The organism is Chitinophaga sp. 180180018-3, from assembly GCF_037893185.1.
GTDB lineage: Bacteria > Bacteroidota > Bacteroidia > Chitinophagales > Chitinophagaceae > Chitinophaga.
The window spans coordinates 3,246,920-3,267,965 of sequence record NZ_CP140772.1 but is presented as its reverse complement, the minus strand read 5'-3'; the positions used below and the strand labels follow the sequence as shown (position 1 = coordinate 3,267,965).

Annotated in this window: 20 protein-coding genes and 3 tRNA genes; 8 read left to right on the top strand and 15 right to left on the bottom strand. The window is 48.7% G+C overall.

Going from position 1 to position 21,046, the window contains the following annotated elements:
- Nucleotides 1-2: 2 nt before the first annotated feature.
- The 6 genes from soxC to UNH61_RS12735 are packed head-to-tail and all read right to left on the bottom strand — an operon-like array spanning nucleotide 3 to nucleotide 9,352.
- On the bottom strand, nucleotides 3-1,232 hold the full coding sequence (gene soxC, locus UNH61_RS12760; protein ID WP_326992376.1) for a sulfite dehydrogenase: 1,230 nt from the start codon (nucleotides 1,230-1,232) through the stop codon (nucleotides 3-5).
- Between the two features lie 36 nt (nucleotides 1,233-1,268).
- A complete protein-coding gene (locus tag UNH61_RS12755) occupies nucleotides 1,269-1,820 on the bottom strand; it encodes a cytochrome c (protein WP_326992375.1) in 552 nt (183 codons plus the stop codon).
- 6 nt (nucleotides 1,821-1,826) lie between these two features.
- Entirely contained in the window at nucleotides 1,827-3,467 is a 1,641-nt protein-coding gene (locus UNH61_RS12750; protein WP_326992374.1) for a hypothetical protein, read from the bottom strand.
- A gap of 10 nt (nucleotides 3,468-3,477) precedes the next feature.
- Complete coding sequence (locus UNH61_RS12745) at nucleotides 3,478-4,827, bottom strand: DoxX family protein (RefSeq protein WP_326992373.1); 1,350 nt, start codon at nucleotides 4,825-4,827, stop codon at nucleotides 3,478-3,480.
- 28 nt (nucleotides 4,828-4,855) lie between these two features.
- The gene (locus UNH61_RS12740; RefSeq protein ID WP_326992372.1) at nucleotides 4,856-6,211 is read right to left on the bottom strand and encodes a RagB/SusD family nutrient uptake outer membrane protein; all 1,356 of its coding nucleotides are present in this window, start codon (nucleotides 6,209-6,211) and stop codon (nucleotides 4,856-4,858) included.
- Between the two features lie 18 nt (nucleotides 6,212-6,229).
- A complete protein-coding gene (locus tag UNH61_RS12735) occupies nucleotides 6,230-9,352 on the bottom strand; it encodes a TonB-dependent receptor (protein WP_326992371.1) in 3,123 nt (1,040 codons plus the stop codon).
- 418 nt (nucleotides 9,353-9,770) lie between these two features.
- On the opposite strand from UNH61_RS12735, the gene tkt reads away from it, so the two are divergent.
- Nucleotides 9,771-11,846 (top strand): transketolase, encoded by a 2,076-nt coding sequence (gene tkt / locus UNH61_RS12730; RefSeq protein WP_326992370.1) that lies wholly within the window; start codon nucleotides 9,771-9,773, stop codon nucleotides 11,844-11,846.
- Between the two features lie 76 nt (nucleotides 11,847-11,922).
- Here tkt and UNH61_RS12725 read toward each other — a convergent pair whose 3' ends face one another.
- A complete protein-coding gene (locus UNH61_RS12725) occupies nucleotides 11,923-12,330 on the bottom strand; it encodes a hypothetical protein (protein WP_326992369.1) in 408 nt (135 codons plus the stop codon).
- Between the two features lie 166 nt (nucleotides 12,331-12,496).
- Between UNH61_RS12725 and UNH61_RS12720 the strand changes: the two genes are divergently transcribed.
- Nucleotides 12,497-12,570 (top strand) — tRNA-Arg (locus UNH61_RS12720).
- Nucleotides 12,571-12,712: 142 nt separating this feature from the next.
- Nucleotides 12,713-12,786 (top strand) — tRNA-Arg (locus UNH61_RS12715).
- A gap of 67 nt (nucleotides 12,787-12,853) precedes the next feature.
- Here UNH61_RS12715 and UNH61_RS12710 read toward each other — a convergent pair.
- From UNH61_RS12710 to UNH61_RS12700, 3 genes are all read right to left on the bottom strand, one after another.
- Complete coding sequence (locus tag UNH61_RS12710) at nucleotides 12,854-13,252, bottom strand: cupin domain-containing protein (protein ID WP_326992368.1); 399 nt, start codon at nucleotides 13,250-13,252, stop codon at nucleotides 12,854-12,856.
- Between the two features lie 116 nt (nucleotides 13,253-13,368).
- Nucleotides 13,369-13,995 (bottom strand): rhomboid family intramembrane serine protease, encoded by a 627-nt coding sequence (locus tag UNH61_RS12705; RefSeq protein WP_326992367.1) that lies wholly within the window; start codon nucleotides 13,993-13,995, stop codon nucleotides 13,369-13,371.
- Nucleotides 13,996-14,028: 33 nt separating this feature from the next.
- A complete protein-coding gene (locus UNH61_RS12700) occupies nucleotides 14,029-14,502 on the bottom strand; it encodes a 23S rRNA (pseudouridine(1915)-N(3))-methyltransferase RlmH (protein WP_326992366.1) in 474 nt (157 codons plus the stop codon).
- A 128-nt stretch (nucleotides 14,503-14,630) separates the two neighbouring features.
- On the opposite strand from UNH61_RS12700, the gene UNH61_RS12695 reads away from it, so the two are divergent.
- Nucleotides 14,631-14,704, top strand: a tRNA-Arg gene (locus tag UNH61_RS12695).
- 83 nt (nucleotides 14,705-14,787) lie between these two features.
- On the opposite strand, the gene UNH61_RS12690 is transcribed toward UNH61_RS12695, so the two are convergent.
- The 3 genes from UNH61_RS12690 to UNH61_RS12680 are packed head-to-tail and all read right to left on the bottom strand — an operon-like array spanning nucleotide 14,788 to nucleotide 16,795.
- Nucleotides 14,788-15,084: a hypothetical protein gene (locus UNH61_RS12690; RefSeq protein ID WP_326992365.1), complete on the bottom strand. Its 297-nt coding sequence runs from the start codon at nucleotides 15,082-15,084 to the stop codon at nucleotides 14,788-14,790.
- A 26-nt stretch (nucleotides 15,085-15,110) separates the two neighbouring features.
- Entirely contained in the window at nucleotides 15,111-16,460 is a 1,350-nt protein-coding gene (gene tilS, locus UNH61_RS12685; protein WP_326992364.1) for a tRNA lysidine(34) synthetase TilS, read from the bottom strand.
- Between the two features lie 23 nt (nucleotides 16,461-16,483).
- Nucleotides 16,484-16,795 carry a hypothetical protein gene (locus tag UNH61_RS12680; protein WP_326992363.1) on the bottom strand — a complete coding sequence of 104 codons (312 nt, stop codon included), beginning with the start codon at nucleotides 16,793-16,795 and terminating at the stop codon, nucleotides 16,484-16,486.
- A gap of 133 nt (nucleotides 16,796-16,928) precedes the next feature.
- On the opposite strand from UNH61_RS12680, the gene UNH61_RS12675 reads away from it, so the two are divergent.
- From UNH61_RS12675 to ispE, 4 genes are all read left to right on the top strand, one after another.
- Nucleotides 16,929-17,669, top strand: coding sequence for an electron transfer flavoprotein subunit beta/FixA family protein (locus tag UNH61_RS12675; RefSeq protein ID WP_326992362.1), 741 nt, complete (start codon nucleotides 16,929-16,931; stop codon nucleotides 17,667-17,669).
- A gap of 42 nt (nucleotides 17,670-17,711) precedes the next feature.
- Nucleotides 17,712-18,680 (top strand): electron transfer flavoprotein subunit alpha/FixB family protein, encoded by a 969-nt coding sequence (locus UNH61_RS12670; protein ID WP_326992361.1) that lies wholly within the window; start codon nucleotides 17,712-17,714, stop codon nucleotides 18,678-18,680.
- A 194-nt stretch (nucleotides 18,681-18,874) separates the two neighbouring features.
- Complete coding sequence (locus tag UNH61_RS12665) at nucleotides 18,875-19,474, top strand: bifunctional nuclease domain-containing protein (RefSeq protein ID WP_326992360.1); 600 nt, start codon at nucleotides 18,875-18,877, stop codon at nucleotides 19,472-19,474.
- Between the two features lie 78 nt (nucleotides 19,475-19,552).
- Nucleotides 19,553-20,362, top strand: coding sequence for a 4-(cytidine 5'-diphospho)-2-C-methyl-D-erythritol kinase (gene ispE, locus UNH61_RS12660; RefSeq protein WP_326992359.1), 810 nt, complete (start codon nucleotides 19,553-19,555; stop codon nucleotides 20,360-20,362).
- A gap of 3 nt (nucleotides 20,363-20,365) precedes the next feature.
- Here ispE and rplT read toward each other — a convergent pair whose 3' ends face one another.
- Both rplT and rpmI read right to left on the bottom strand, forming a co-directional pair.
- The gene (rplT, locus tag UNH61_RS12655; RefSeq protein WP_089763860.1) at nucleotides 20,366-20,710 is read right to left on the bottom strand and encodes a 50S ribosomal protein L20; all 345 of its coding nucleotides are present in this window, start codon (nucleotides 20,708-20,710) and stop codon (nucleotides 20,366-20,368) included.
- A gap of 47 nt (nucleotides 20,711-20,757) precedes the next feature.
- Nucleotides 20,758-20,955: a 50S ribosomal protein L35 gene (gene rpmI, locus UNH61_RS12650; RefSeq protein ID WP_326992358.1), complete on the bottom strand. Its 198-nt coding sequence runs from the start codon at nucleotides 20,953-20,955 to the stop codon at nucleotides 20,758-20,760.
- Nucleotides 20,956-21,046 lie beyond the last annotated feature (91 nt).

The following is a 21,046-nucleotide window of genomic DNA, read 5'->3' as shown; positions in this document are numbered from 1 at the left end:
TGTTATTTCCATTTCTCCGGTCTGAATAAAACCTGTCCGTCACTTTTCAGCACCCATGCTGTAACCGGGTTCAAATGGTATCCACCCATGTCGGTACCCCGGGCAGCAATCAGCTGTTTCATGGCAGGCTGACGATAACCGGTATCATCTATCGCCAGGCTCATGATCTCTGTGGTACGCCCATCCCAATACCAGGGGTAACGAAAACAGGTATGCGCCTTATCCAGCACCGGCTCCTGCAAAGCCGCTTTAACCCAATGCTTACCTGCGTCGGTACTTATTTCCACACTACTGATCTTTCCACGGCCACTCCAGGCAATGCCGCGGATTTCCATCCAGCCTTTCTCCACGTGCCCGGGATAGGCAGGAGACGTGATAATGGATCGTGCGTCCATATCAAAACTGAATTGACGAATCTTATGATCCCGGATGTTTTCCGTGTATTTGGAGGTTTCCTCTCTGGTCATAAAAGGCTGGTCCGACAGCTCAATACGGCGTATCCATTTTACATTGGTGTTCCCCTCCCATCCCGGCAGGAACAGTCGCGCCGGATAACCCTGTTCAGGGCGTATGGCCTCACCATTTTGTCCGTATGCGATCATGGCATCCTTCCAGCCCTTCTCCACCGGAATGCTTCTTGTCATCACAGCTGCATCGGAGCCCTCCGCGAGGAACCAGGTGGCTTTGGGGTTTACCCCGGCCTCCCGGAAAAGGGTCGACAGCATCACGCCAGTCCATTCGCTCTGGCTGGTCAGCCCGCAGATTTCCTGCGGCGACATGGTTTCCCGGCCCGAACGAAAGTTTCCTGAGCATTCGATAAAAGCGATCCGGGAAACGGCCGGAAATCGCTTTAAATCGCGCAATGTGAAGATTGTAGGCCGGTCCACCATGCCGTGTATCAGCAGTTCGTATTTATCCGGATCAATGACAGGCACTCCGGCATGGCTCCGTTCAAAATGCAGATCCGAAGGAGTGATGATGCCGTACAGATCCTGCAACGGTGTACGGGCTGAAATATCGGAGGCCAGCTTTTGCGGCTGTTCGAACCGGGAACGGGTGCCCAGCTTACCGGGAGGCGCACCGGGCGTTTTCACCGGATCCGGCAACGGCGCTGCCCCGTCATTTTCAGCTATGCGTTGCCCGCCCGCGGCCCCCATCAGCGCGGCTGCGGCTGAAACAGCAGCCGCTTTTAACATCGTTCTCCTGGGCATTTTGCCCGAATTATCTGACATAGCGTATGAAGAATTAAGAAAGAAGAAGGCGGTGTTTTACTTCACTTCGTCACCGCCTTTACGATCATCGTTTACGTAGTATTGTTTTGCCGGCATTACAATGTCCGGCAGATTTTGTGCATTCAGCTCCAGGGTACTGTCGATGATCCGGTTGCGGTACAGCAGCCATGCGGTGAGGTGGTAAACTTCCTCATTACTGAGCGAACCCGGAGCATTGAACGGCATGGCGCGCCTTATGTAATCGAATACAGTGGTGGCGTAAGGCCAGTAGTTACCGATAGTTTTAACGCGGGCCGTATCTCCCATCGGTGCCACCAGCCGGTTAGGTGTGGGTTCCGCACCTGTAGGGCCATGACAGGCCGCGCATTTGGCGGCATAGATCTTTGCGCCACCACCAGCATTACCACTACCGGGAGGTAGCCCTTTCCCATCGGGAGCAATAGAAATATTCAACGAATCTATTTCCCTTTGGGTGGCCGGCCGGCCAAGACCAAAGCGTTCCGGCAATTCCGGAGGCCCGCTTCGGGTATGGCAGGCCAGCATGGATCCTGCCAATATCGCAGCCAGGTAACCGCTCTTTTTTAACATCTTCATTTAATAATTTCCTGCCTGCAGTTTAGCCGGTTCAAGGGCATAGTGTTTGTTTACCCGGTCGAGCACTACATATATACGCTGCCTGTTTTCATCTGTACCGGTCAATATTACACGCGCGCCATCGGTAGTGGCATAGTGCACGATAAATCGCTTTCTGCTTTCGTTCTTAGGCGTGGTAGCATAATCCTTTGCCCTGCGTGCTGACAAAGCCACGGGTGCTATCTTCAGGGCTTCATTGCCAATATGCGTCTTCGCTTCTGCGGGAATCCAATCGGCATTCTCCTGGGCAGCTTCCAATGCTGCTGCCTTTTCAGCTGCTTCATCGATAACTGCACCACCATCCCCACCTACACCTGCCGTACGATTGCGGCGATCGGGCACCGGTTTGTATTTGTCTTCCAGATAAAGTACTTTATCTACCTCATCAGCATAATAATGAAATGCCCGCTGTCCGCCAGCCAGTCCGGTGATTTCGAAAGTCCGGTTCACATCACGTTGCGGATCACCGCCACCATTCGACAAATCCAGCGGCTGCGGCTTATTTACGCGGTAAGTGAATGTTGACCAGTTCTCGAATGTTGCTTCCTGCCACCTCAGGGTATCCAGCGGCGAATAAGGAATCAGCTGATCGTTGAGTCGGAATTCCGTTATCTGGTAGTTACCACGCAGTGCTTTTACACCCGCCACAGACGGCTGTTTATAAGGATCATATAAAAAGTTGATCAGCTGCAGATAAAAGAGCACTCCCAGGAAAAGGAACAGGGTAAAGGATTTTAGACCGATACGAATATACTGTTGCCACCTTTGCGGAAATGCCGGATAGTAATTCACTGGTATGGTAAACTGTTCCTGCACTAACAAACGATAGATCTTAGGCACATCGTTCACCAGCAATAAAGCCGCCAGCAGTACGAAATAGCTGCTGTATACATGTACGCCGCCATCATAGGCAAAGTTCACATAAACAATATCTCCCAATGCTCCCAGCAACAGCACGGCCCCCAGCGTGGTTGTCTTCCTGAAAAATAAAAGTGTACCGGCAGTTACCTCTACTACTCCCGCAAATACCTGGTACCAGGGCACAATACCGATCGACAACCAATAGATTTTCTGTGCCGTCAGATCTCCGAAGTTGGTATTAAGAATACCGAAAGATGGATAAGGCATCTGCAGCGGCAATAGCTTTGTGAACCCAAAACCGATGATGCCGATACCAGCACGATATCTCACTACTACCCGCAGCCAATACCAGGCGTTGTAATACTCTTTACGCGGCAGCCTGCGGACCTTTACGATGGCAGTCCACAGCAGACCTCCTGCAACGGCAATCAGCAAGGTGGTGATCCAGTTGGCATACCCCAGCAAGGTGCTGCCAAAAATAGTGCTGCCGAGGAAATTGATACCTGATCCGAAGCGCGCAATATCGTACAGATCGCGGTAGTTCAGGTGCAGCCAATTCAACTGCGCCAACTGTTTATACCATTCTATGCTGTTAGGAACAGCAATCGCAATGAAGAAAATAAACGCTATCCTGAAAAGGATCAGCTGATATGTTTTCCATGCAGGCAGCTGTGTTTCCGGCAGCGTACCGGATGTACGGTGCTTTGCTGCCGGCGCCAGTGGTGATGTAATCTGCTCCATGATAAAAAATTTAAAGTTTCAGTTTTCTGTTTCTACCGCCTCCATTTGCTACTTCTTCCAACAGGTATCGCTTGTGTATTTTTTCCAGTACCACATAAACGGAGTCATACCTGGAAGTAATTCCTGTCAGAATCACACGATTACTGTCGGGCCGTGAATAGCGCAGGGAAAGGGTTTCGGCTTCCAGCCGGGGATGCCGGTTACGCAATCCCAGCAGCTGATGTACCGTATCTGCTGCATAACTATAATAATGCCGGCCGTTACTGCCTTCAATTTCGTACAACCGGTTTCCGTTATCTTTCAAAACAAGATGCTGGTTGTTAGAATCTATCAAAGCCGGTACATTGGTGTGGATACTAAGTGTATTCCATTCTTCAAACACCACATCTTTCCAACGGATAGTATCTGTTTGCGAATAAGGCAATGTATCATTGTTCCATACAAATAAAGCAACATTATACAATCCGCTGATCGCCGGCAATCCTTTGGCAGCGGGATATTGATAGGGATCTTTTTTTGCACCGGCGCCGGTTTTAATGCCGTATACAACAACGAAAAATAACAGGAATGCCGTCTTTAGCAAAAGTCTTCCGTATCTTTTTATGCCGTCGAATACCGGCCTGAAAGTGGCAGCCGCCGTTGGTTGCTGCAACACCAGCAACCGGATGATCCTTTGCAGATCAAAACTCAATATGGCTATAGCATAGGTGATCAGTAACAGGCTGTATACCACATCACCACCTTCATAGGCCAGATTTGAAATAAAGATATTCCCGCAAAAGATGAGAAAGATAAAAGCGCCTATAGCCGCTGTTTTCCTATACAACAGCAATAACGCCAGTATGATCTCCACAAGGCCCAGAAACAATTCATAAGACGGTACGATGCCCAGGCTGAGAGAAAATAACTTCCATCGTGTAAAAGCACCGTATGGTGTATTCAGGCTGCTGAGCGAAGGATAAGGCGCCTGCAGGGCAAAGAATTTCAGGAATCCGTATGCCAGCAAAGCCAGCGCCAGCCGGTAACGCAGCAATACGCGAAGCCAGTACCAGGCAGCATCATATGAACGCGTTAGGTTATTATCTATGTAGGTCCATAATGCTGCACCAACAACAGCGATCAGGAATAGTATCGTCCAGTCTGTGAATGTGGCTGGTCCTGCCGAAAAGCGTGTTGTATAATTCGCCAGCGTGAAAATATCTTCGTAATGCAGGTAAAAAATACCGGACGAAAACAGGTGTTGAAAGAATTTCCAGTCCAGCGGCAATGCCTGTAGCAGGAACCAGATAAAACATACCCTGAACCCTGTTTTCCAGTAATTTTTCCAGGCGGGAGTTTCTCCCGTAATTGTATAGCTCATGGTTGAATATTGTTATAGCGTGATGTAATCAGTAACCATCGTTCTGTTTGAGATGTCCGTTCGACAAGCTGATTTCGTTAGCTGGTATTGGGAACAGGTACAAGCGGGGGTTGGTGATATTCAGTACGGCCGCGGCCCTGCCGGTACGCACGAGGTCGAACCACCGGTGCGGTTCAAAGGCAAATTCCACTCTCCGCTCGTTCTCTATTGCCAGCAGCAGTTCTTCTTTCCCAGTAGCTGCTGAAGGCGCCAGCCCTGCCCTGTCGCGGATCTGATCGAGATCCTGTTTGGCTGCTGCCAGTTTGCCCTGTTCCGCCAGCGCTTCCGCGCGTATCAGGTACAGTTCCGCAATACGGATGACGTACGCAGGGTCGGTAGCCGGACTCCGGTAATACAGATTTCCATACCACAGGCCAGCGGCTGTTTTTGCAATCAGTGCGTTCCGGTTCCCTCCTGTCTGCGGATCATTTACCAGCGTTACAAAAGCATCCGACGGTGCCCATTGCCGTGTACCTCCATTAGCCGGCGGCTGCCAGTTACTACGATGCCCGCTCAGATAAGTAGCGCTGTACGACAGTTCAAACACCGATTCGCGTGTGGCAACTGCACTGGCTGGCGTAAAGAATGCACTGTAAGGCTTTAGCAGGCTGTAGTTTTTCACGTCGCTAAGCACTTTTGTCGCATAGGCTTCTGCCTGCGCCCATCCCGATTGATAGCCGTAATATCTGGCCTTCAATGCCCACACTGTTTCCTGATTAGCCCGTACCGGATTGGCTACTGATGGCGGCAGCAGCAGTGAATCCGCGGCATTCAGGTCACTCAATACCTGCTGATAAACCTGCGCCTGTGTGCTATTGCCAATATCCGTCTTATCTGCTTTACTCAGTGTAGGCGTTAGCGTTATCTGTACATTTCCCCACGTGCGGGCCAGATCGAAATAGCATAGTGCACGGATAAAATAAGCTTCGCCGGTGATCTGCTTCCGGTCGGCCTCCGTAAAAGAGGCATCCTTTACCGCCGGCACTTTGGCGATAACGTTGTTGGCACCATTGATGGTGGCATAAATGGCCGACCATACTGTTTGCAGGTTGCCATTATCTGCAGCAATCCTGTGTGTGATAAATTGCTGGATGATAGACTGTGAGCCGGTCCATTGCACATTATCGCCAGGCAGGTAGCCGAAAGTCTGGAACAGCGTGCCGTAGTAACCATCGGCGCCGAGGCGCCGGTATACTCCCCGCAGCGCAGTGCTGGCAGAGGTTTTATCGATGATGGTAGTTTCATCTGACACAGCATCTCTGGGAGTCACGTCCAGAAACTTCCTGCACGACAACATAGTTGCCGGTGTCAGTATTACGATGATATATTTCAGATAAGCTTTCATAATGAATCGTTGAAAAAATCAGAGAGTTACATTCAGTCCAAATTGTACACTACGCGGCTGCGGCGGAGTGCCGAGATCCAGTCCCTGTACGGTTTGTATCCCCGTTACATTGGATTCAGGATCAGCACCGGTATATTTCGTCAGCAACCAGAGATTGGTACCGGTGAAGTATACACGTAGTTGCTGTATGCGTAATCGCTCGCTGGCAGATTTAGGTATGGTGTAACCGAAAGTGAGCGTTTTAAGCCGGAGGAAAGAACCATCTTCCAGGAAACGGCTATTCTGGTCCACTGTATAATTCAGCCCGTATGCAGTGAGGCGGGGCACATCAGTGATATCGCCCGGCTTCTGCCAGCGATTCAGCTGATCAGCAAACAATACCCTGTTGGCATCGCGGGTACCGCCTCCTTCTCCGAAGAAACGATTGAGATTATAAACGTCATTGCCATATTGGAAGGATAACAGTATACTCAGGTCGAAACCTTTATAGGTAAAGGTGTTGCTAAAACCGCCGTAGAACTTTGGCATTGCATTTCCCATTACCTGGCGGGCGGCTACCGGGATTTTCCCATCCTTCGCGCCTTCGAAGATCACGTTCCCCGTCTGCGGATCCACTCCCAGCTGTTTGTATAACCAGAACGAATACATCGGTGATCCCTGCTGCATGATGATCCAGTCGCGGTTATACTGGTATACCGGTACCGGCAATTTCTCGATGCGGTTGGTATTTCCTGCGATATTAAAATTGCTGGCCCAGGTAAAGTTGCGGGAAGTGATATTAGTCGTATTCAGTCCGATCTCATATCCGCGGTTACTAATTTCTCCGGCATTGCTATAGGCATTGCTGAAGCCGGTCGCGCCGGCTTTGGGTAACAGCAGCAACACGTCGCTGGTATATTTGTAGTACACATCAGCGGTAAGATTGATGCGGCCGTTGAATAACCCCAGGTCGACACCACCATTCAGCTGACTCGTTTTTTCCCAGTGCAGATCTGCATTGGGCAGCTGTAACGGAGCCGTGCCAGGCTGATCGCCGCTACTGTTATCCGGGTAGCCGTATCCGCCGGACCAGAGGCCTCGTGCAGCGAAATCGCTGATGCCAGACTGGTTTCCCGTAATACCGTAACTGGCACGCAGTTTCAGGTCGCTGATGGTGTTTACTGTTTTGAGGAAGCCTTCTTCCTTCAGCCGCCACGACGCACTCACTGCCGGGAAGTAGCCCCAGCGGTAGTTGCTGCCAAAGCGGGACGAGCCGTCGGCACGGAGACTGGCTTCGATATAATATTTGCCAGCATAGTTATAGTCGATACGGGAGAAGAACGACGACAGATTATTCCTCGTCCAGGTTTGTGCCGAAGTTCGTGTAGCCGCTGACGATATATCCTTATAAGCATTGTTCGGAAACCCCGTTCCCTGAGCAGAGGTAAGCGCCAGGGTGTTGCTCTGTAAAGTATTTCCCACCAGTACCCCAAAGAAGTGTTTACTGCCGATGTGTTTTCGCCACGATAATGTTTGTTCGTTGATCCAGGCAGTGTTCTGCGTAATGGCAGAAGTGGCAAGGCCATTGGTAGGACTGGCGCCCAACTGGGTGAAATTGTTCCAGTATTCTGACTCGTTGTAGTTGTTGTAATCGATACTGATGGTACTGCGGAATTTCAGATCAGGCAGCAAGGCTGCATCAAGGTAAAGATTACCGATATAGCGAACACTGGTCGTGTGTACGTCGTAGTTATCGATGAGCACCTGTACATTATCGAATCCGGCCCAGCGGGCGGGAGTGCCATCCGGATTGGTTTCCGGCAGGTAGGTAGGCGTATGGAGGGCAGCCTGCAGCAAACCTCCCTGCGGACCGTCGCCTGCCCTGCCCTGGCTGCGGGCAGTGCGGGAAAAGTTGTTACTGGCTCCCACCGTAATTTTGTCGTTCACCCGCTGATCTATATTCAGCTTGAAGCTGGCCCGTTCAAAAGACAGGGGTTTCAGGATGGCGTCCTGTTTAGCATATCCACCACCGAAATAATACCTGGTTTCCTTGTTTCCGCCGGAGAGGGAAAGATTATAGTTTTGCAGGCTGGCATTGCGGAAGATGCGTCCCAGGCGATCGTAAGTTTGCTGATCCTGCGGTAGACCTCTCGGTGCAGGAGTCGCATTGGGATTATCGTTCAGCGCACGGAAAGGGAGGTATTTGTATTTCTGTATGCCTGCCGCATCGCCGGCGGCTATGGCATCGGCGTAGGAGTTTTTGTAGAATTCGTTGATCAATTCCGCATGTTGAGGACCGGTGGTGAGATCCCACAGTTTCGGAGCCCAGGCGGTACCGGAGGAAACATCTACATTCACTTTAGCCTTGCTGTTATAGTTGCCGCGGCGGGTGGTCACGATAATCACGCCGTTGGCGCCCCGGGAACCATAAATAGCCGTTGCGCTGGCGTCTTTCAATACTTCAATATTTTCAATATCAGCCGGATTGATATCCGCCAGTGGAGAAGTAGCCCGGCCGCCGGTGTTCACCGTTTGCAGGCTGGTATTGTTCATAAAAACCCCATCGATGATATACAGGGGGTTATTGTCGGCATTAATGGAAGTAGTGCCGCGTACCCTTACGAACACCCCATCTCCCGGCACACCGGTGTTGGAATTGATCTGTACCCCGGCGGCCTTTCCCTGCAACTGGGCGTCGAAACTGGCTACAGGCACGATAGCCACTTCACTCCCTTTCACGGAAGCGATAGCACTGGTGAGGTCTTTTCTCTTCTGGGTACCATATCCTACTACCACCACATCATTCAGCTGCGTGCTGAGCTCTTCCAATGGAATATTGCCCATATTTGATTTATCAGCGTACACTTCCTTTAGTTTGTAACCCAGTGAAGATATCTGGTAAATAACAGGTACTTTTTGCCCGGTGAGAAAGGCAAACTCCCCGTTGGTGCTGGTTTGCACCTCATGGGTAGTGCCTTTGATGTGAACGAGCGCTCCCCCGATAGGTTGCTGGGTGCTGGCATCAATAATTCGTCCGGAAAGAGAGATGTTGTTCTGGATAATGGCCCGGTGGCCATGTTGAGAAGTGTCGGCATGTCGCTCCTGCGACCATGAGGTTGCCGCCAGCAGCAGCCCGCAGCTGCATGCAATAGCAATTTTCATTATCTTTACTTTGGTATGAAAAAATGAGGCCGGTGACCGTACGCCAATACGATCATTGAAAAGTGATCCGCCGCCTTGTTTTACGTTTTACCCGCCGGAGCTGCGCCAACAGTTCCGGCTTTTTTTATTCTACAGTTATATTTCCCAACATCGATCTGTAGCATATTTCACACAACAGAATTTCCCCACTAAGTGTAATGATGTATCCATGTCCGCTTTTTTGAAAAAGATGAGTAAATGTTAACAGGTGGATGAAATTGTCCGATGTGGACCGGAAAGCTGTCAAGACTACAATAATACAATATTTTTTTAAAAGTCTATAACTTTGGTAGACTAATTAAAAAATACCAGGCAACCTTATGAGCATAAAGTTTGTTGAGTTAAGTGTGTTTATTTTTTCACGCTAAACGAAAATCCCATGAGCACCATTACCTCCGTGATTCCTAATCCAACGGCACTGGATCAATTATGTATCAATACCATCCGTTTTTTATCGATAGACGCAGTACAAAAAGCCGACAGCGGGCATCCGGGTTTGCCGTTGGGTGCGGCGCCGATGGCATATGTTTTATGGACAAGATTTTTACGGCATAATCCTACGGATCCGGAGTGGTTTAATCGCGACAGGTTTATATTATCTGCCGGTCACGGGTCGATGTTGCTGTACAGTTTATTGCACCTGACGGGATATGATCTGCCGCTGGAGGAAATAAAGCAATTCCGGCAATGGGGCAGCAAAACACCAGGGCATCCGGAGCGTGGGTTGGTACCGGGAGTAGAAGTAACAACTGGGCCATTGGGGCAGGGATTTGCGAATGGCGTGGGCGTAGCGATGGCGGAGGCCTATCTGGCGGCGAAATATAACCGGCCGGGCGATCTGGTAGTGGACCACTATACTTACGCCATCGTCAGCGACGGCGACCTCATGGAGGGAGTAGCGGCGGAAGCAGCTTCCCTTGCCGGACATCTGCGATTGGGCAAACTTATCTACCTGTATGACGACAACCGGATCACACTGGCCTCTGCCACACCGGTGACGTTTACAGAGGATCATGCTATGCGGTTTGAATCGTATGGATGGCATACGCAGAAAGTAGCAGATGGAAATGACCTGGAAGCTATTGACCAGGCGATCCGCGCAGCGCAGATGGAGATAGACCGGCCTTCTATTATCCTCGTGCGTACGCATCTGGGGTATGGCTCGCCCAAGCAGGATACCTGTGCTGCCCACGGTTCGCCGTTAGGTGTTGAGGCAGTGAAGCAAACAAAGGAGAACCTGGGATGGCCCGTGTCGCCCGATTTCCTGATTCCGGATGAAGCCCTTGCACATTTCCGCAAGGCAGTGGAGGAAGGTAAACAGCATAGTCTGAAATGGGATGAGCGAATGGTCATTTATGCGCAGAAATATCCGGATCTGGCGAAGGAACTACGGTCACTGATACACGAAATTTTGCCGGAAGATTGGGACAAAGACCTCACTCCTTTTGCAGCCGATCCTAAAGGAATTGCCACCAGGGCAGCCTCAGGGAAAGTGATACAGGCCTTCTTCAAACATCTGCCGGGTTTCATTGGCGGATCGGCGGATCTGAACACCTCCACCAATACGGAACTAAAGGATGCCGGCAATTTTGAAAGTCCGCTGATGAAAAAGGGAGATCTGCAGGGGGCCGCCGGTGGTGTATGGAGTTATGAAGGCAGGAATATTCAGTATGGTGTGCGGGAGCACGCGATGGGCGCCATATCAAACGGACTGGCTGCGCATGGTGGCATCTTGCCTTACAGTGCTACTTTCCTTACGTTCTCAGATTATATGCGGCCGGCTATCAGGCTGGCGGCGTTATCAGATCTGAAGGTTTTTTATGTATTCACACACGATAGTATTGCTATGGGTGAAGACGGCCCTACGCACCAACCCGTAGAATTGCTGGCGGCGCTAAGAGCCATACCTAATCTGGTGGTGATACGCCCCGGCGATGCCAATGAAACACTATGCGCCTGGCAGGTGGCAGTGTTGCAGCCGGATAAGCCGGTGGCATTGATCCTCTCCCGCCAGAGCGTGCCGACACTGGATCGCAGCAAGTACGCCGCCGCCAATGGACTGCGATACGGCGGGTATATACTGGCGGATGCCCAGGATGCAAAACCGGAGCTGATACTGATGGCAACAGGCGCCGAAGTGGATCTGATTGTAAAAGCCCGGGAAAAATTACAGGCGTTTCATATAGCGGTGCGTATAGTATCCATGCCCAGCTGGGAACTTTTTGAAGCACAATCGCAGGCTTACCGCGATCAGGTGTTACCGCCGGCCATAACGGCAAGGATTTCAGTGGAAGCCGGTGTATCACAGGGCTGGCACCGTTATACAGGAGATAAGGGAGATATAATTTCGATAGACAGGTTCGGCGCTTCAGCCCCCGGACCAGTGATGATGCGTGAATTTGGTTTCACCGTAGAACATATTTGTGAAAGAGCAATGGCATTGCTGCAACGATAAATTTCGGCTGCTATTCCGGATGGAGAACGGATTAACATGGCTATCTCTGTTAATTCGCTCTCCATTCTTAATTAATCTATCGGTCTTTCAGACGGAATACCAGCTTCAACCCCGACCAATGATCATCAACGGCACATACCTTCACATCTACCAGGCCAATAGCTAATGCCGTATCCCTGACCAGGTTTTCTGTTATTTCAGTTTTCAATCCCGCGCTTTTCTTATACCAGGATACCCATATCATTCCATCTTTCTTAATTTCCTTCTTCAGTAACGGCAAAGTAGCTTCCAGCTCCTTTACGCTATTGGTAAAAAAATGGATAAAGTCGGGCTCAGCGCCGGGTTTCTTTATCATCGTTACCTTCCCAATTATCTCTCCGATAAGCACATCGTAATCCTTTGGCGCATTAATCACCCGGATCACTTGTCCTTCTTTCAAACCAAGCTTCTTATAAAGCGGGTTGGTGGAATAACCTGCGGGCATATGTTTAACGGTTGATACCTGCTAAATATACAACAATCCGGCGATGCCGGTCAATCCTCACTTTACCAGTTAATTACGTTTATCCGTTACCGTAGTAAAATATTTTTTACACTTTTTTTGTTTAATTTAAAACTATTCCTACATTTGCCATCCCAAAACGGGAAATGGCTTCATAGCTCAACTGAATAGAGCATCTGACTACGGATCAGAAGGTTTCAGGTTTGAATCCTGATGAGGTCACAAAAGAGAAAATGCTGCAATGGTATTGCAGCATTTTCTATCAAAGAAAATTATCTGATAAAAAGTATTCAGATATAAAAAATTGAAAAATAATTTGTTAGAATAAAATTTTATTCTACATTTGCCATCCCAAGCGGGAAAAGGCTCCGTAGCTCAATTGAATAGAGCATCTGACTACGGATCAGAAGGTTTCAGGTTTGAATCCTGACGGGGTCACAAAAAAATGGACAAACTGTAATCAGTTTGTCCATTTTTATTTTCAATTGTTTTTAAATAGATGTTATTAGCGGGATTGGTATTGATCATCCGATACATGCTCCATCCAGTCGACCGGAGAGCCGTTCTCTTTTTCCTGGATAGCAATGTGGCTCACGGCTGTTGTGGCAGTAGCGCCGTGCCAGTGCCGCTCACCCGGGGCAAACCACACTACATCACCGGGCCGGATCTCTTCCCGGGGGCCACCTTCGCGTTGCGCCCAGCCACAGCCTGCAGTAACGATCAGCGTTTGTCCTAAAGGGTGAGTATGCCAGGCGGTGCGTGCACCCGGCTCAAATGTAACGAGTGCCATCGCTACCCGCGCCGGATCAGGCGGACTGATTAACGGATCGATCCTGACTGTTCCCGTAAAATATTCTCCAGGGCCCTGCGCAGAAGGTTGAGAGCCGATACGTTTAATTTCCATATAAGTTTGAATTTTATAATTGCTTAACCGGTAATCCTGTCAGATTGTTTAAGCAGATTACCGGTCACAAGGTATGCCGGGGAAAATGCGATATTCTTAATTGATAACGGTAACGCCTATCCCAAAATGCCCCCGCGGTGTGTAAGCATGTATACAAACCTGGTTCCCAGTTCAGGATGGAATACCAATGGGAAAACCAATCCATACAAAGCTCCCCACAGGTGCGCATCGTGATTGATATTTCCTCCTCCCCGTCTCGACAGGTACGCAGATATTGCCAGGAATAACAGGCCATAAATAACCGCAGGCAAACGCAGTGCAAAGAATAGATAAATAGAGCTCCACGGACTGATCAGGATGCTGGTGAACACGATCGCAGATATAGCCCCGGAGGCTCCCAGCGAAGAATAATAGGAATCGTTCCGGTGTTTAAAATAGGAAGGCAGGTTAGCTACAACGATCCCCAGCAGATAGTAAATAACATACACCAGCTTATTCCCAAAGAGGCCGACAAAAACTTCTTCTATAAAGCTGCCAAAAAAGTAAAGCGTCAGCATATTAAAAAGCAGGTGCTGAAAATCCGCATGCACAAAACCTGATGTTACAAAGCGGTAGTATTGATTGTAGCGGCTTACCATGTAAGGCTGCAAACTGAGTTTATCCAGCTGGCTTTCGTTCGATAAAGCGGTATAAGATATAAGGCAGGTGATAATGATAATGATCAGACTAATAGAAAGCGTCATATACAAAAAGGGTTATGTGATTCGTAAATTTAATTATTGATGATGATACTTTTCACGATTTAACACCGTATAAGCGCGATACAACTGCTCGGTGAAAATAAGGCGCACCAGCTGGTGAGGAAAGGTCAGCTGCGACAACGACATTTTCAGTTGCGCACGTTGCAACAGGCTCTGATCAATGCCATAGGCGCCGCCAATCAGGATGATGAGCTGCCTGGTTCCTGCATTCGTACGTTGCTGCAAAAAATCCGCGAACTGCACAGTGGTCATCATTTTCCCGTATTCGTCCAACGCCAGCAGATAATCGGTCGGCTGCAACATATCCAATATCACTTTCGCCTCCTGTTTTTTCAGCTCCGGTACAGATAAGCTGGCAGCCTGTTTCACCGTCGGGATCAGCTTCACTTCAAAATCAACATAATGTTGCAGACGCTTTTGAAAAACCGCCATTCCATCACGAATATATGGATCATGTTCCTTTCCTATGCTCCAGAGTTGAATTTTCACTTCTTATAATATGTTAAACTACGGCTGTAAAAGTAAGTGTAAATCAGAAGATTGGAGAACTTTTTTTTAATAACTGTTTGGTAGTTTCAAAAAAACTCCTACCTTTGCCATCCAATCACAAACGATATGGCTCCGTAGCTCAATTGAATAGAGCATCTGACTACGGATCAGAAGGTTTCAGGTTTGAATCCTGACGGGGTCACAAAGAAATGGACAAGCTGGTTTCCGGTTTGTCCATTTTCATTTTGTGCGGACCGGCAGGCAACTTAGTTTCCCCGCGAACCTTCATCCAGCCAGGCTTTCACGGCATGCCTGTATTGCCTGTGTATAATATTCATGCGCAACCGAAGCTTCTGCTTCAATGCGCATACCTTCCATATCGTCCAGGTAAGCACCTTTTGCGTTGTATAGCAGTTGGGCAAACCCGCCCTTCGTTACATGCTGATAAAAGAACGCGGCCAGCAATACAAACAGTATCTGCTGTGGATAATTCGTATCGCGCTTACCCGCTGTAATGGCGCCGCGTATCTGTTGATTCAGCTGATCCAGCAACTCCTTCGTAGCTTGTAAATCCTTGCTCATAAAGGCATTTTTAATATACCGGGATGTTATATTTCGCTGGCATTTCTCAGCTCCAGGCTGAGCACGAGCTGCGTCTTATCCAGGATCTTCACCCTGTCGTCTACCCTCATACCCACGATCCAGAGAATACGTTTATCTGATTCCAATACCCAGGTGTTTTCTTTTTCGGGCAGGGAAACTTTCTGATCTATGAGGAAGCGGCTCACTTTCTTTTTACGGGTCATCCCCAGTGGATAGAAGTAATCGCCCTGTTTCCATTTCCGCAGCAACAGCGGAAATTTCACCCGGGAAGCGTCCAGCCAGGCTATTTCGGGTGCAGCGGGGATAATTCCGGCGCCGCGTTCCAGGGTCTTTATCTGCAGCTGTCGGTTTCCGAAACGGACATGGTGTTGCCCGTCTTCAATAACAATCAGCGTTGCATCATCCTGCTCACGGGGTGTAATCAGCAGCCATTGACGGTTGCGGATGATGCGATGAGAAGTTGTTTCCACGTATCTGCCGGATTCACTTTCGAGCAGCGTCAGCACCTGGTGCGTCTGAGCTGCCGTACAACCGAATCCACGAAACAGTTCCCAGGCAATTGTTTGCAAGGGTACGCTCTTCTGTAATTTCAGTACCGGTACTTTCCAGTTTTTCCCTTCGGCGAACAACAAACGTTTCCGATGCCGTGCCATTGCCTCCTGGTAAAGCATTTCCGCTTCCTTCATCCGGTCTGTTGTAGCCGCCATGTTCTTCACTGCACCTGGAAATGCTTCCTGCAGCTTTGGTATGATCTGGTGCCGGAAGAAATTACGTGTATACTTATCCGTTATATTTGAACTATCTTCCACATAACTCAGGTTATGCAGTGCGGCGTATGCAATCAGTGCTTCCTTTTCCGCGAACAACAGCGGACGGATAAGCCGGTCCTGCTTCGGCAGGATACCGTGTAAACCTGCTATACCAGTGCCTTTCGCGAAGTTCATCAGGGCAGTTTCCACACTGTCCTGCAAATGATGGGCAGTGGCAATAAATGCGTATCCTGCTGCGGCCCGCACTTCCTCCAGCCAATGATAGCGCAGTTCCCGCGCGGCTACCTGAATGGTTACACGATTTTCTTCCACATATGCGACGGTGTCGAATTGTATATGATGGAAAGGCAAATCCAGACTGGCAGCCAGCTCGCGCACAAATGCTTCATCGCGCGCCGATTCTTCGCCCCGCAGCTGGAAGTTGCAATGAGCAATGCCTGTTTGAAAACCAGTTGCCTTAAAGAGGTGTGCCATGACTACAGAATCCACTCCCCCGCTGACTGCGAGCAGTATTTTCTGTGTAGGATCAAATAAATGTTGTTGATTAATAAATGCTGAAAGATGCGTTAATAACTGCTGAGGCATTCCGTTCTTGTTGGGTGAATAAATCAATATACCAGGTCTTCATATGCTGATTGCAGCTCATTATAAGCATGCCTTTCATTGGCTGCTTTCGCCACTGCCATGCCCTTTTCATAAATACTGATAGCGCCGACATTATCTCCTGCCCTTTCAAGCAACTTTCCGAGATGGTAATAGGAACCTACATATCCTGGCTCATGTGCGAGCAGTTCTTCAAACTGCTGTCTTGCGGCCCCGTCGTCGTTGATCTTGATATACTCCAATGCCAGTGCATGTTTCAGAAAGCTGTCGCTCGGTGTTGCTTTCAGGAACTGTTTTATCTGTTCAATCCTGTCCATCCGGTTTATTATTTAAATGTTCAATATGTATCAATTGTTATGCTGATTAAAATCATATTCCAGGCTGCGGTTGGCGTATATTATTTAAATATATTTGCTAATACCGCATTTTAAACCAAAACAGTTTATGGCCATGAAGATTTTAGTATGTATCAGCAAAACTCCGGACACGACTGCAAAAATAGCTTTCACGGACAACAACACGAAATTCAATGAGGCTGGCGTACAGTTTATTATTAACCCGTATGACGAATGGTATGCATTGGTAAGGGCACTGGAGTTGAAAGAAACGATCGGGGCTGATGTACACCTTGTGACCGTAGGCGGTGCTGATTGCGAACCTATTATCCGCAAAGCCCTGGCGTTGGGAGGCGATGAAGCTTTCCGCATTAATGCCGACAGCGCGGACAGCTTTTATATCGCTTCACAGATAGCAGCTCATGCAAAGAGCAAACAATACGATATTATTTTCACCGGTAAAGAAACCATCGACTACAATGGCTCCGGCATCGGGGGAATGGTAGCGGAATTACTGGAATTGCCTTATGTATCGATTGCAGCTAAATTTGATCTGAATGGCACGGTGGCTACTATAAACCGGGAGATTGAAGGAGGAGAAGAAATATGCGAAGTGTCGCTTCCGGTGGTGGTATCCTGCCAGAAGGGTATGGCCGAAGCGCGTATCCCCAATATGCGTGGTATCATGGCTGCCAGAACCAAGCCATTAACAGTAGTAGAGCCTGTTGCGGCCGATACGCTTACAGCGGTGGTTAGCTTTGAGCTGCCTCCGGCAAAGGCAGGGGTGAAACTGGTTAGTCCGGATAACGTGGACGAGCTGGTGAAACTGCTCCACGAAGAAGCAAAGGTCATCTAAGGTTTACTGTACAAAATTTCTCAACTACTAATTAACTTATTCATGTCTATATTAATATTTGCAGATCAGGCACAGGGAAAGATCAAGAAAGCGGCATTGGAAGCAATACAATACGGCGCCAAAGTAGCACAACAGCTGGGCACTACGGCCACCGCGCTGGTGCTGGGCCCTGTTGATTCTGCCGAGTTGACGGCGCTTGGTAATTACGGCGCTCAGAAGGTATTACACGCCGCAGATGCCCGTTTGCATGAAGTGGAAAGCATCGTATACACCAAAATAATTGCAGAAGCAGCGGAAAAAGAAGGCAGCAAAGTGGTTATTTTCCCTCACAATTTCGACGGTAAAGCCATTGCGCCGAGAGTATCTGCCAGGCTGAAAGCTGGTCTGGTAGCAGGCGCCATCTCCTACCCTGATACTGCAAATGGTTTTGTAGTGAAAAAGAATGTTTTCTCCGGTAAGGCATTTGCGAATATCAATATCACCTCCGATAAGAAAGTCATCTCAGTTATTCCGAATACTTTCGCGCTGACGCCGGATACGGCAACAGCGCAGGTGGAAGCGTTTTCTCCCGCTATCAATGACGCAGACTTCAAAGTAAAAGTGGTGAAAACAGAAACCGTGAGCGGTGATGTTCCTTTAACTGAAGCGGAAATTATTGTGAGTGGCGGACGTGGTATGAAAGGCCCGGAAAACTGGGGTATCCTGGAAGACCTGGCCAAAGCACTGGGTGCAGCTACTGCCAGTTCCCGCCCGGTAGCCGATGCAGGCTGGCGGCCTCACCACGAACATGTGGGCCAGACAGGGCTGACCGTACGCCCCAACCTCTATATTGCGGTAGGCATTTCCGGCGCTATCCAACACCTGGCAGGCGTTAACGGCAGTAAGGTGATAGTAGTGATCAATAAAGATCCTGAAGCGCCTTTTTTCAAAGCTGCTGACTATGGCATAATAGGTGATGCCTTTGAAGTAGTACCCAAGCTGACGGAAGCAGTGAAAAAATTAAAGAATTAAAGCTGTCAGGTATCAGGCATTACGAATGGTGGCAACGGGTAGATCATTTATCAACAGCACGTCACTATTCGTAATGCCTGATTTATAATTTTTAATTCTCATATTGTATTTATCATTATAGATTTTTTTTAGATAAGGAATATTTTTCTAACTTCACGGTCTTACAAACTATTCAGCGACAACGCAAGACAGATATGAGAAAAATAGAACTGGAAATAGTTGCTTTATCGCACAGTATTACGCAAACACATTCATATGCCGTGGTATTGGGGGAAGTAAACGGGCTACGCCGTTTACCAATCGTAATCGGGGGCTTTGAAGCGCAGGCAATTGCTGTGGCTCTGGAAAAAATGCAACCCAGCCGACCTTTAACACACGACCTGATGAAGAACTTCATGAACGCGTTCAATGTGGAGTTGCAGGAAGTTGTCATCAGTAACCTGCAGGAAGGCATCTTTTACTCCAAGCTTATCTGTTCCAATAATGATGAAACCATTGAGATAGATTCCCGTACCTCCGATGCGCTGGCGCTGGCAGTTCGTTTTGGTTGCCCGATCTACACATATGAGAATATTCTCAACAGTGCAGGTATACTGCTGGACGATCCCGCCGGAAAGAAAAGCAGCAAACCGGTTACCCCTACCATCTCCGAGCACGAAAAGGGAACAGAAGATGATCTGAAGTCCATGAATGTAGAAGAACTGACTACCCTGTTACAGGAAGTACTGGAGCAGGAAGACTATATACGCGCTATCGCTATCCGCGATGAAATAAACAGCCGCAAAAGCAAATAATATTTCCGCATTATTTATGTGCAGCCGGCATTCATATTTCCTGCCGTTGCTGTAGGTTTGCCATGCAATAATAATTACATGATCGTATTTCCGAATTGTAAGATAAATCTGGGTCTGCATATCCTCCGCAAACGAACGGATGGCTTTCACGACCTGGAAACTATATTCTATCCATTACCGGTTACGGATGCGCTGGAAGTGCTTCCGGCTGCTACATTGACCTTTGCCAGCAGCGGTATTGCCGTGCCGGGAAACGAGGCGGATAATCTATGCCTGAAAGCATTTCATCTGTTGCTGCAGGATTTTCCGCACATACAGCCCGTCAACATTCATCTGCATAAACATATCCCGATCGGCGCAGGACTGGGCGGTGGTTCCGCCGATGCCGCCTTTATGCTGCAACTGTTGAATCAGAAGTTCCAATTAGGACTAACTACCGACGCCCTTGTGGCGTATGCAGCCCAACTGGGCAGTGATTGCCCCTTCTTTATTCTCAATAAGCCCTGTTTCGCCACTGGTCGTGGCGAGGTCATGGAGCCAGTGGAACTGGACCTCTCGGGGTATTCGTTTCTGCTCGTGCATCCCGGGATCCATGTAAATACCGGCTGGGCGTTTCGGCAGCTGACCCCGAAACAGCCCGACTATTCCCTCCGGGAAAAGATCCAAACCCCGGTGGAAACCTGGAAAAATACAATCGTAAATGATTTTGAGGCGCCTGTATTCGAAGCACATCCTGTGCTGGCTGGTATAAAGGAACAACTGTATGCGGCAGGAGCGGTATATGCGGCCATGAGCGGAAGCGGCTCGGCCATACTGGGCATCTTCCCTAAAAACAAAATAGCTGACATCCGTTGGGATGCCAGCTATCGGGTATTTACTATCAGGTAAATCTTACTTAACGGAAGCTACCAGTGCTTTGAATGTTTCTGGTTCATTCATAGCCAGATCAGCCAGAACTTTTCTGTTCAGGTCGATGTTCTTGGAAGCTAATTTATTCATGAACACAGAGTAGGTCAACCCTTCTGCTCTAACGGCAGCATTGATACGGGCGATCCACAGCTGACGGTAGTTTCTTTTCTTTAATTTACGACCAACATAGCTGTAAGTAAGCCCTTTTTCAAGAACGTTCTTCGCTACTGTGTAAACATTTTTTCTCTTACCGTAGAAGCCTTTGGCTTGCTTTAAGATCCTTTTTCTCCGGGCTCTTGACGCTACGGCGTTAACTGAACGAGGCATTTGTTTTGTTTTTTCTCAGGTTATAAAATTCGATTTTCTGACAGCAATTAGCGCATTCCGAGCATTCTCTTAACCAGGTTAAGATTGGCTTCGTGAACCAGCGTACTGCCTCTCAGGCTACGTTTTCTCTTGGTAGCTTTCTTAGTCAGTAAGTGGCTTTTGAAGGCCTTGAACCGCTTAATCTGTCCGTTCCCACCTACCTTGAATGTCTTCTTGGCACGGGAATGTGTCTTTACTTTGGGCATCTTACATCAAATTTGGTCTGCAAAGGTAGGAAAATAATTCAATAAAGCACAGACTTGTGCAAATAAAAACCCCTCGCTCCTCAATGTGGAT

Bases quoted from the DNA above. Each gene is read 5' to 3' on its own strand.
- soxC (WP_326992376.1), bottom strand. From the start codon at position 1,232: ATGTCAGATAATTCGGGCAAAATGCCCAGGAGAACGATGTTAAAAGCG.
- UNH61_RS12755 (WP_326992375.1), bottom strand. From the start codon at position 1,820: ATGTTAAAAAAGAGCGGTTACCTGGCTGCGATATTGGCAGGATCCATG.
- UNH61_RS12750 (WP_326992374.1), bottom strand. From the start codon at position 3,467: ATGGAGCAGATTACATCACCACTGGCGCCGGCAGCAAAGCACCGTACA.
- UNH61_RS12745 (WP_326992373.1), bottom strand. From the start codon at position 4,827: ATGAGCTATACAATTACGGGAGAAACTCCCGCCTGGAAAAATTACTGG.
- UNH61_RS12740 (WP_326992372.1), bottom strand. From the start codon at position 6,211: ATGAAAGCTTATCTGAAATATATCATCGTAATACTGACACCGGCAACT.
- UNH61_RS12735 (WP_326992371.1), bottom strand. From the start codon at position 9,352: ATGAAAATTGCTATTGCATGCAGCTGCGGGCTGCTGCTGGCGGCAACC.
- tkt (WP_326992370.1), top strand. From the start codon at position 9,771: ATGAGCACCATTACCTCCGTGATTCCTAATCCAACGGCACTGGATCAA.
- UNH61_RS12725 (WP_326992369.1), bottom strand. From the start codon at position 12,330: ATGCCCGCAGGTTATTCCACCAACCCGCTTTATAAGAAGCTTGGTTTG.
- UNH61_RS12710 (WP_326992368.1), bottom strand. From the start codon at position 13,252: ATGGAAATTAAACGTATCGGCTCTCAACCTTCTGCGCAGGGCCCTGGA.
- UNH61_RS12705 (WP_326992367.1), bottom strand. From the start codon at position 13,995: ATGACGCTTTCTATTAGTCTGATCATTATCATTATCACCTGCCTTATA.
- UNH61_RS12690 (WP_326992365.1), bottom strand. From the start codon at position 15,084: ATGAGCAAGGATTTACAAGCTACGAAGGAGTTGCTGGATCAGCTGAAT.
- tilS (WP_326992364.1), bottom strand. From the start codon at position 16,460: ATGCCTCAGCAGTTATTAACGCATCTTTCAGCATTTATTAATCAACAA.
- UNH61_RS12680 (WP_326992363.1), bottom strand. From the start codon at position 16,795: ATGGACAGGATTGAACAGATAAAACAGTTCCTGAAAGCAACACCGAGC.
- UNH61_RS12675 (WP_326992362.1), top strand. From the start codon at position 16,929: ATGAAGATTTTAGTATGTATCAGCAAAACTCCGGACACGACTGCAAAA.
- UNH61_RS12670 (WP_326992361.1), top strand. From the start codon at position 17,712: ATGTCTATATTAATATTTGCAGATCAGGCACAGGGAAAGATCAAGAAA.
- UNH61_RS12665 (WP_326992360.1), top strand. From the start codon at position 18,875: ATGAGAAAAATAGAACTGGAAATAGTTGCTTTATCGCACAGTATTACG.
- ispE (WP_326992359.1), top strand. From the start codon at position 19,553: ATGATCGTATTTCCGAATTGTAAGATAAATCTGGGTCTGCATATCCTC.
- rplT (WP_089763860.1), bottom strand. From the start codon at position 20,710: ATGCCTCGTTCAGTTAACGCCGTAGCGTCAAGAGCCCGGAGAAAAAGG.
- rpmI (WP_326992358.1), bottom strand. From the start codon at position 20,955: ATGCCCAAAGTAAAGACACATTCCCGTGCCAAGAAGACATTCAAGGTA.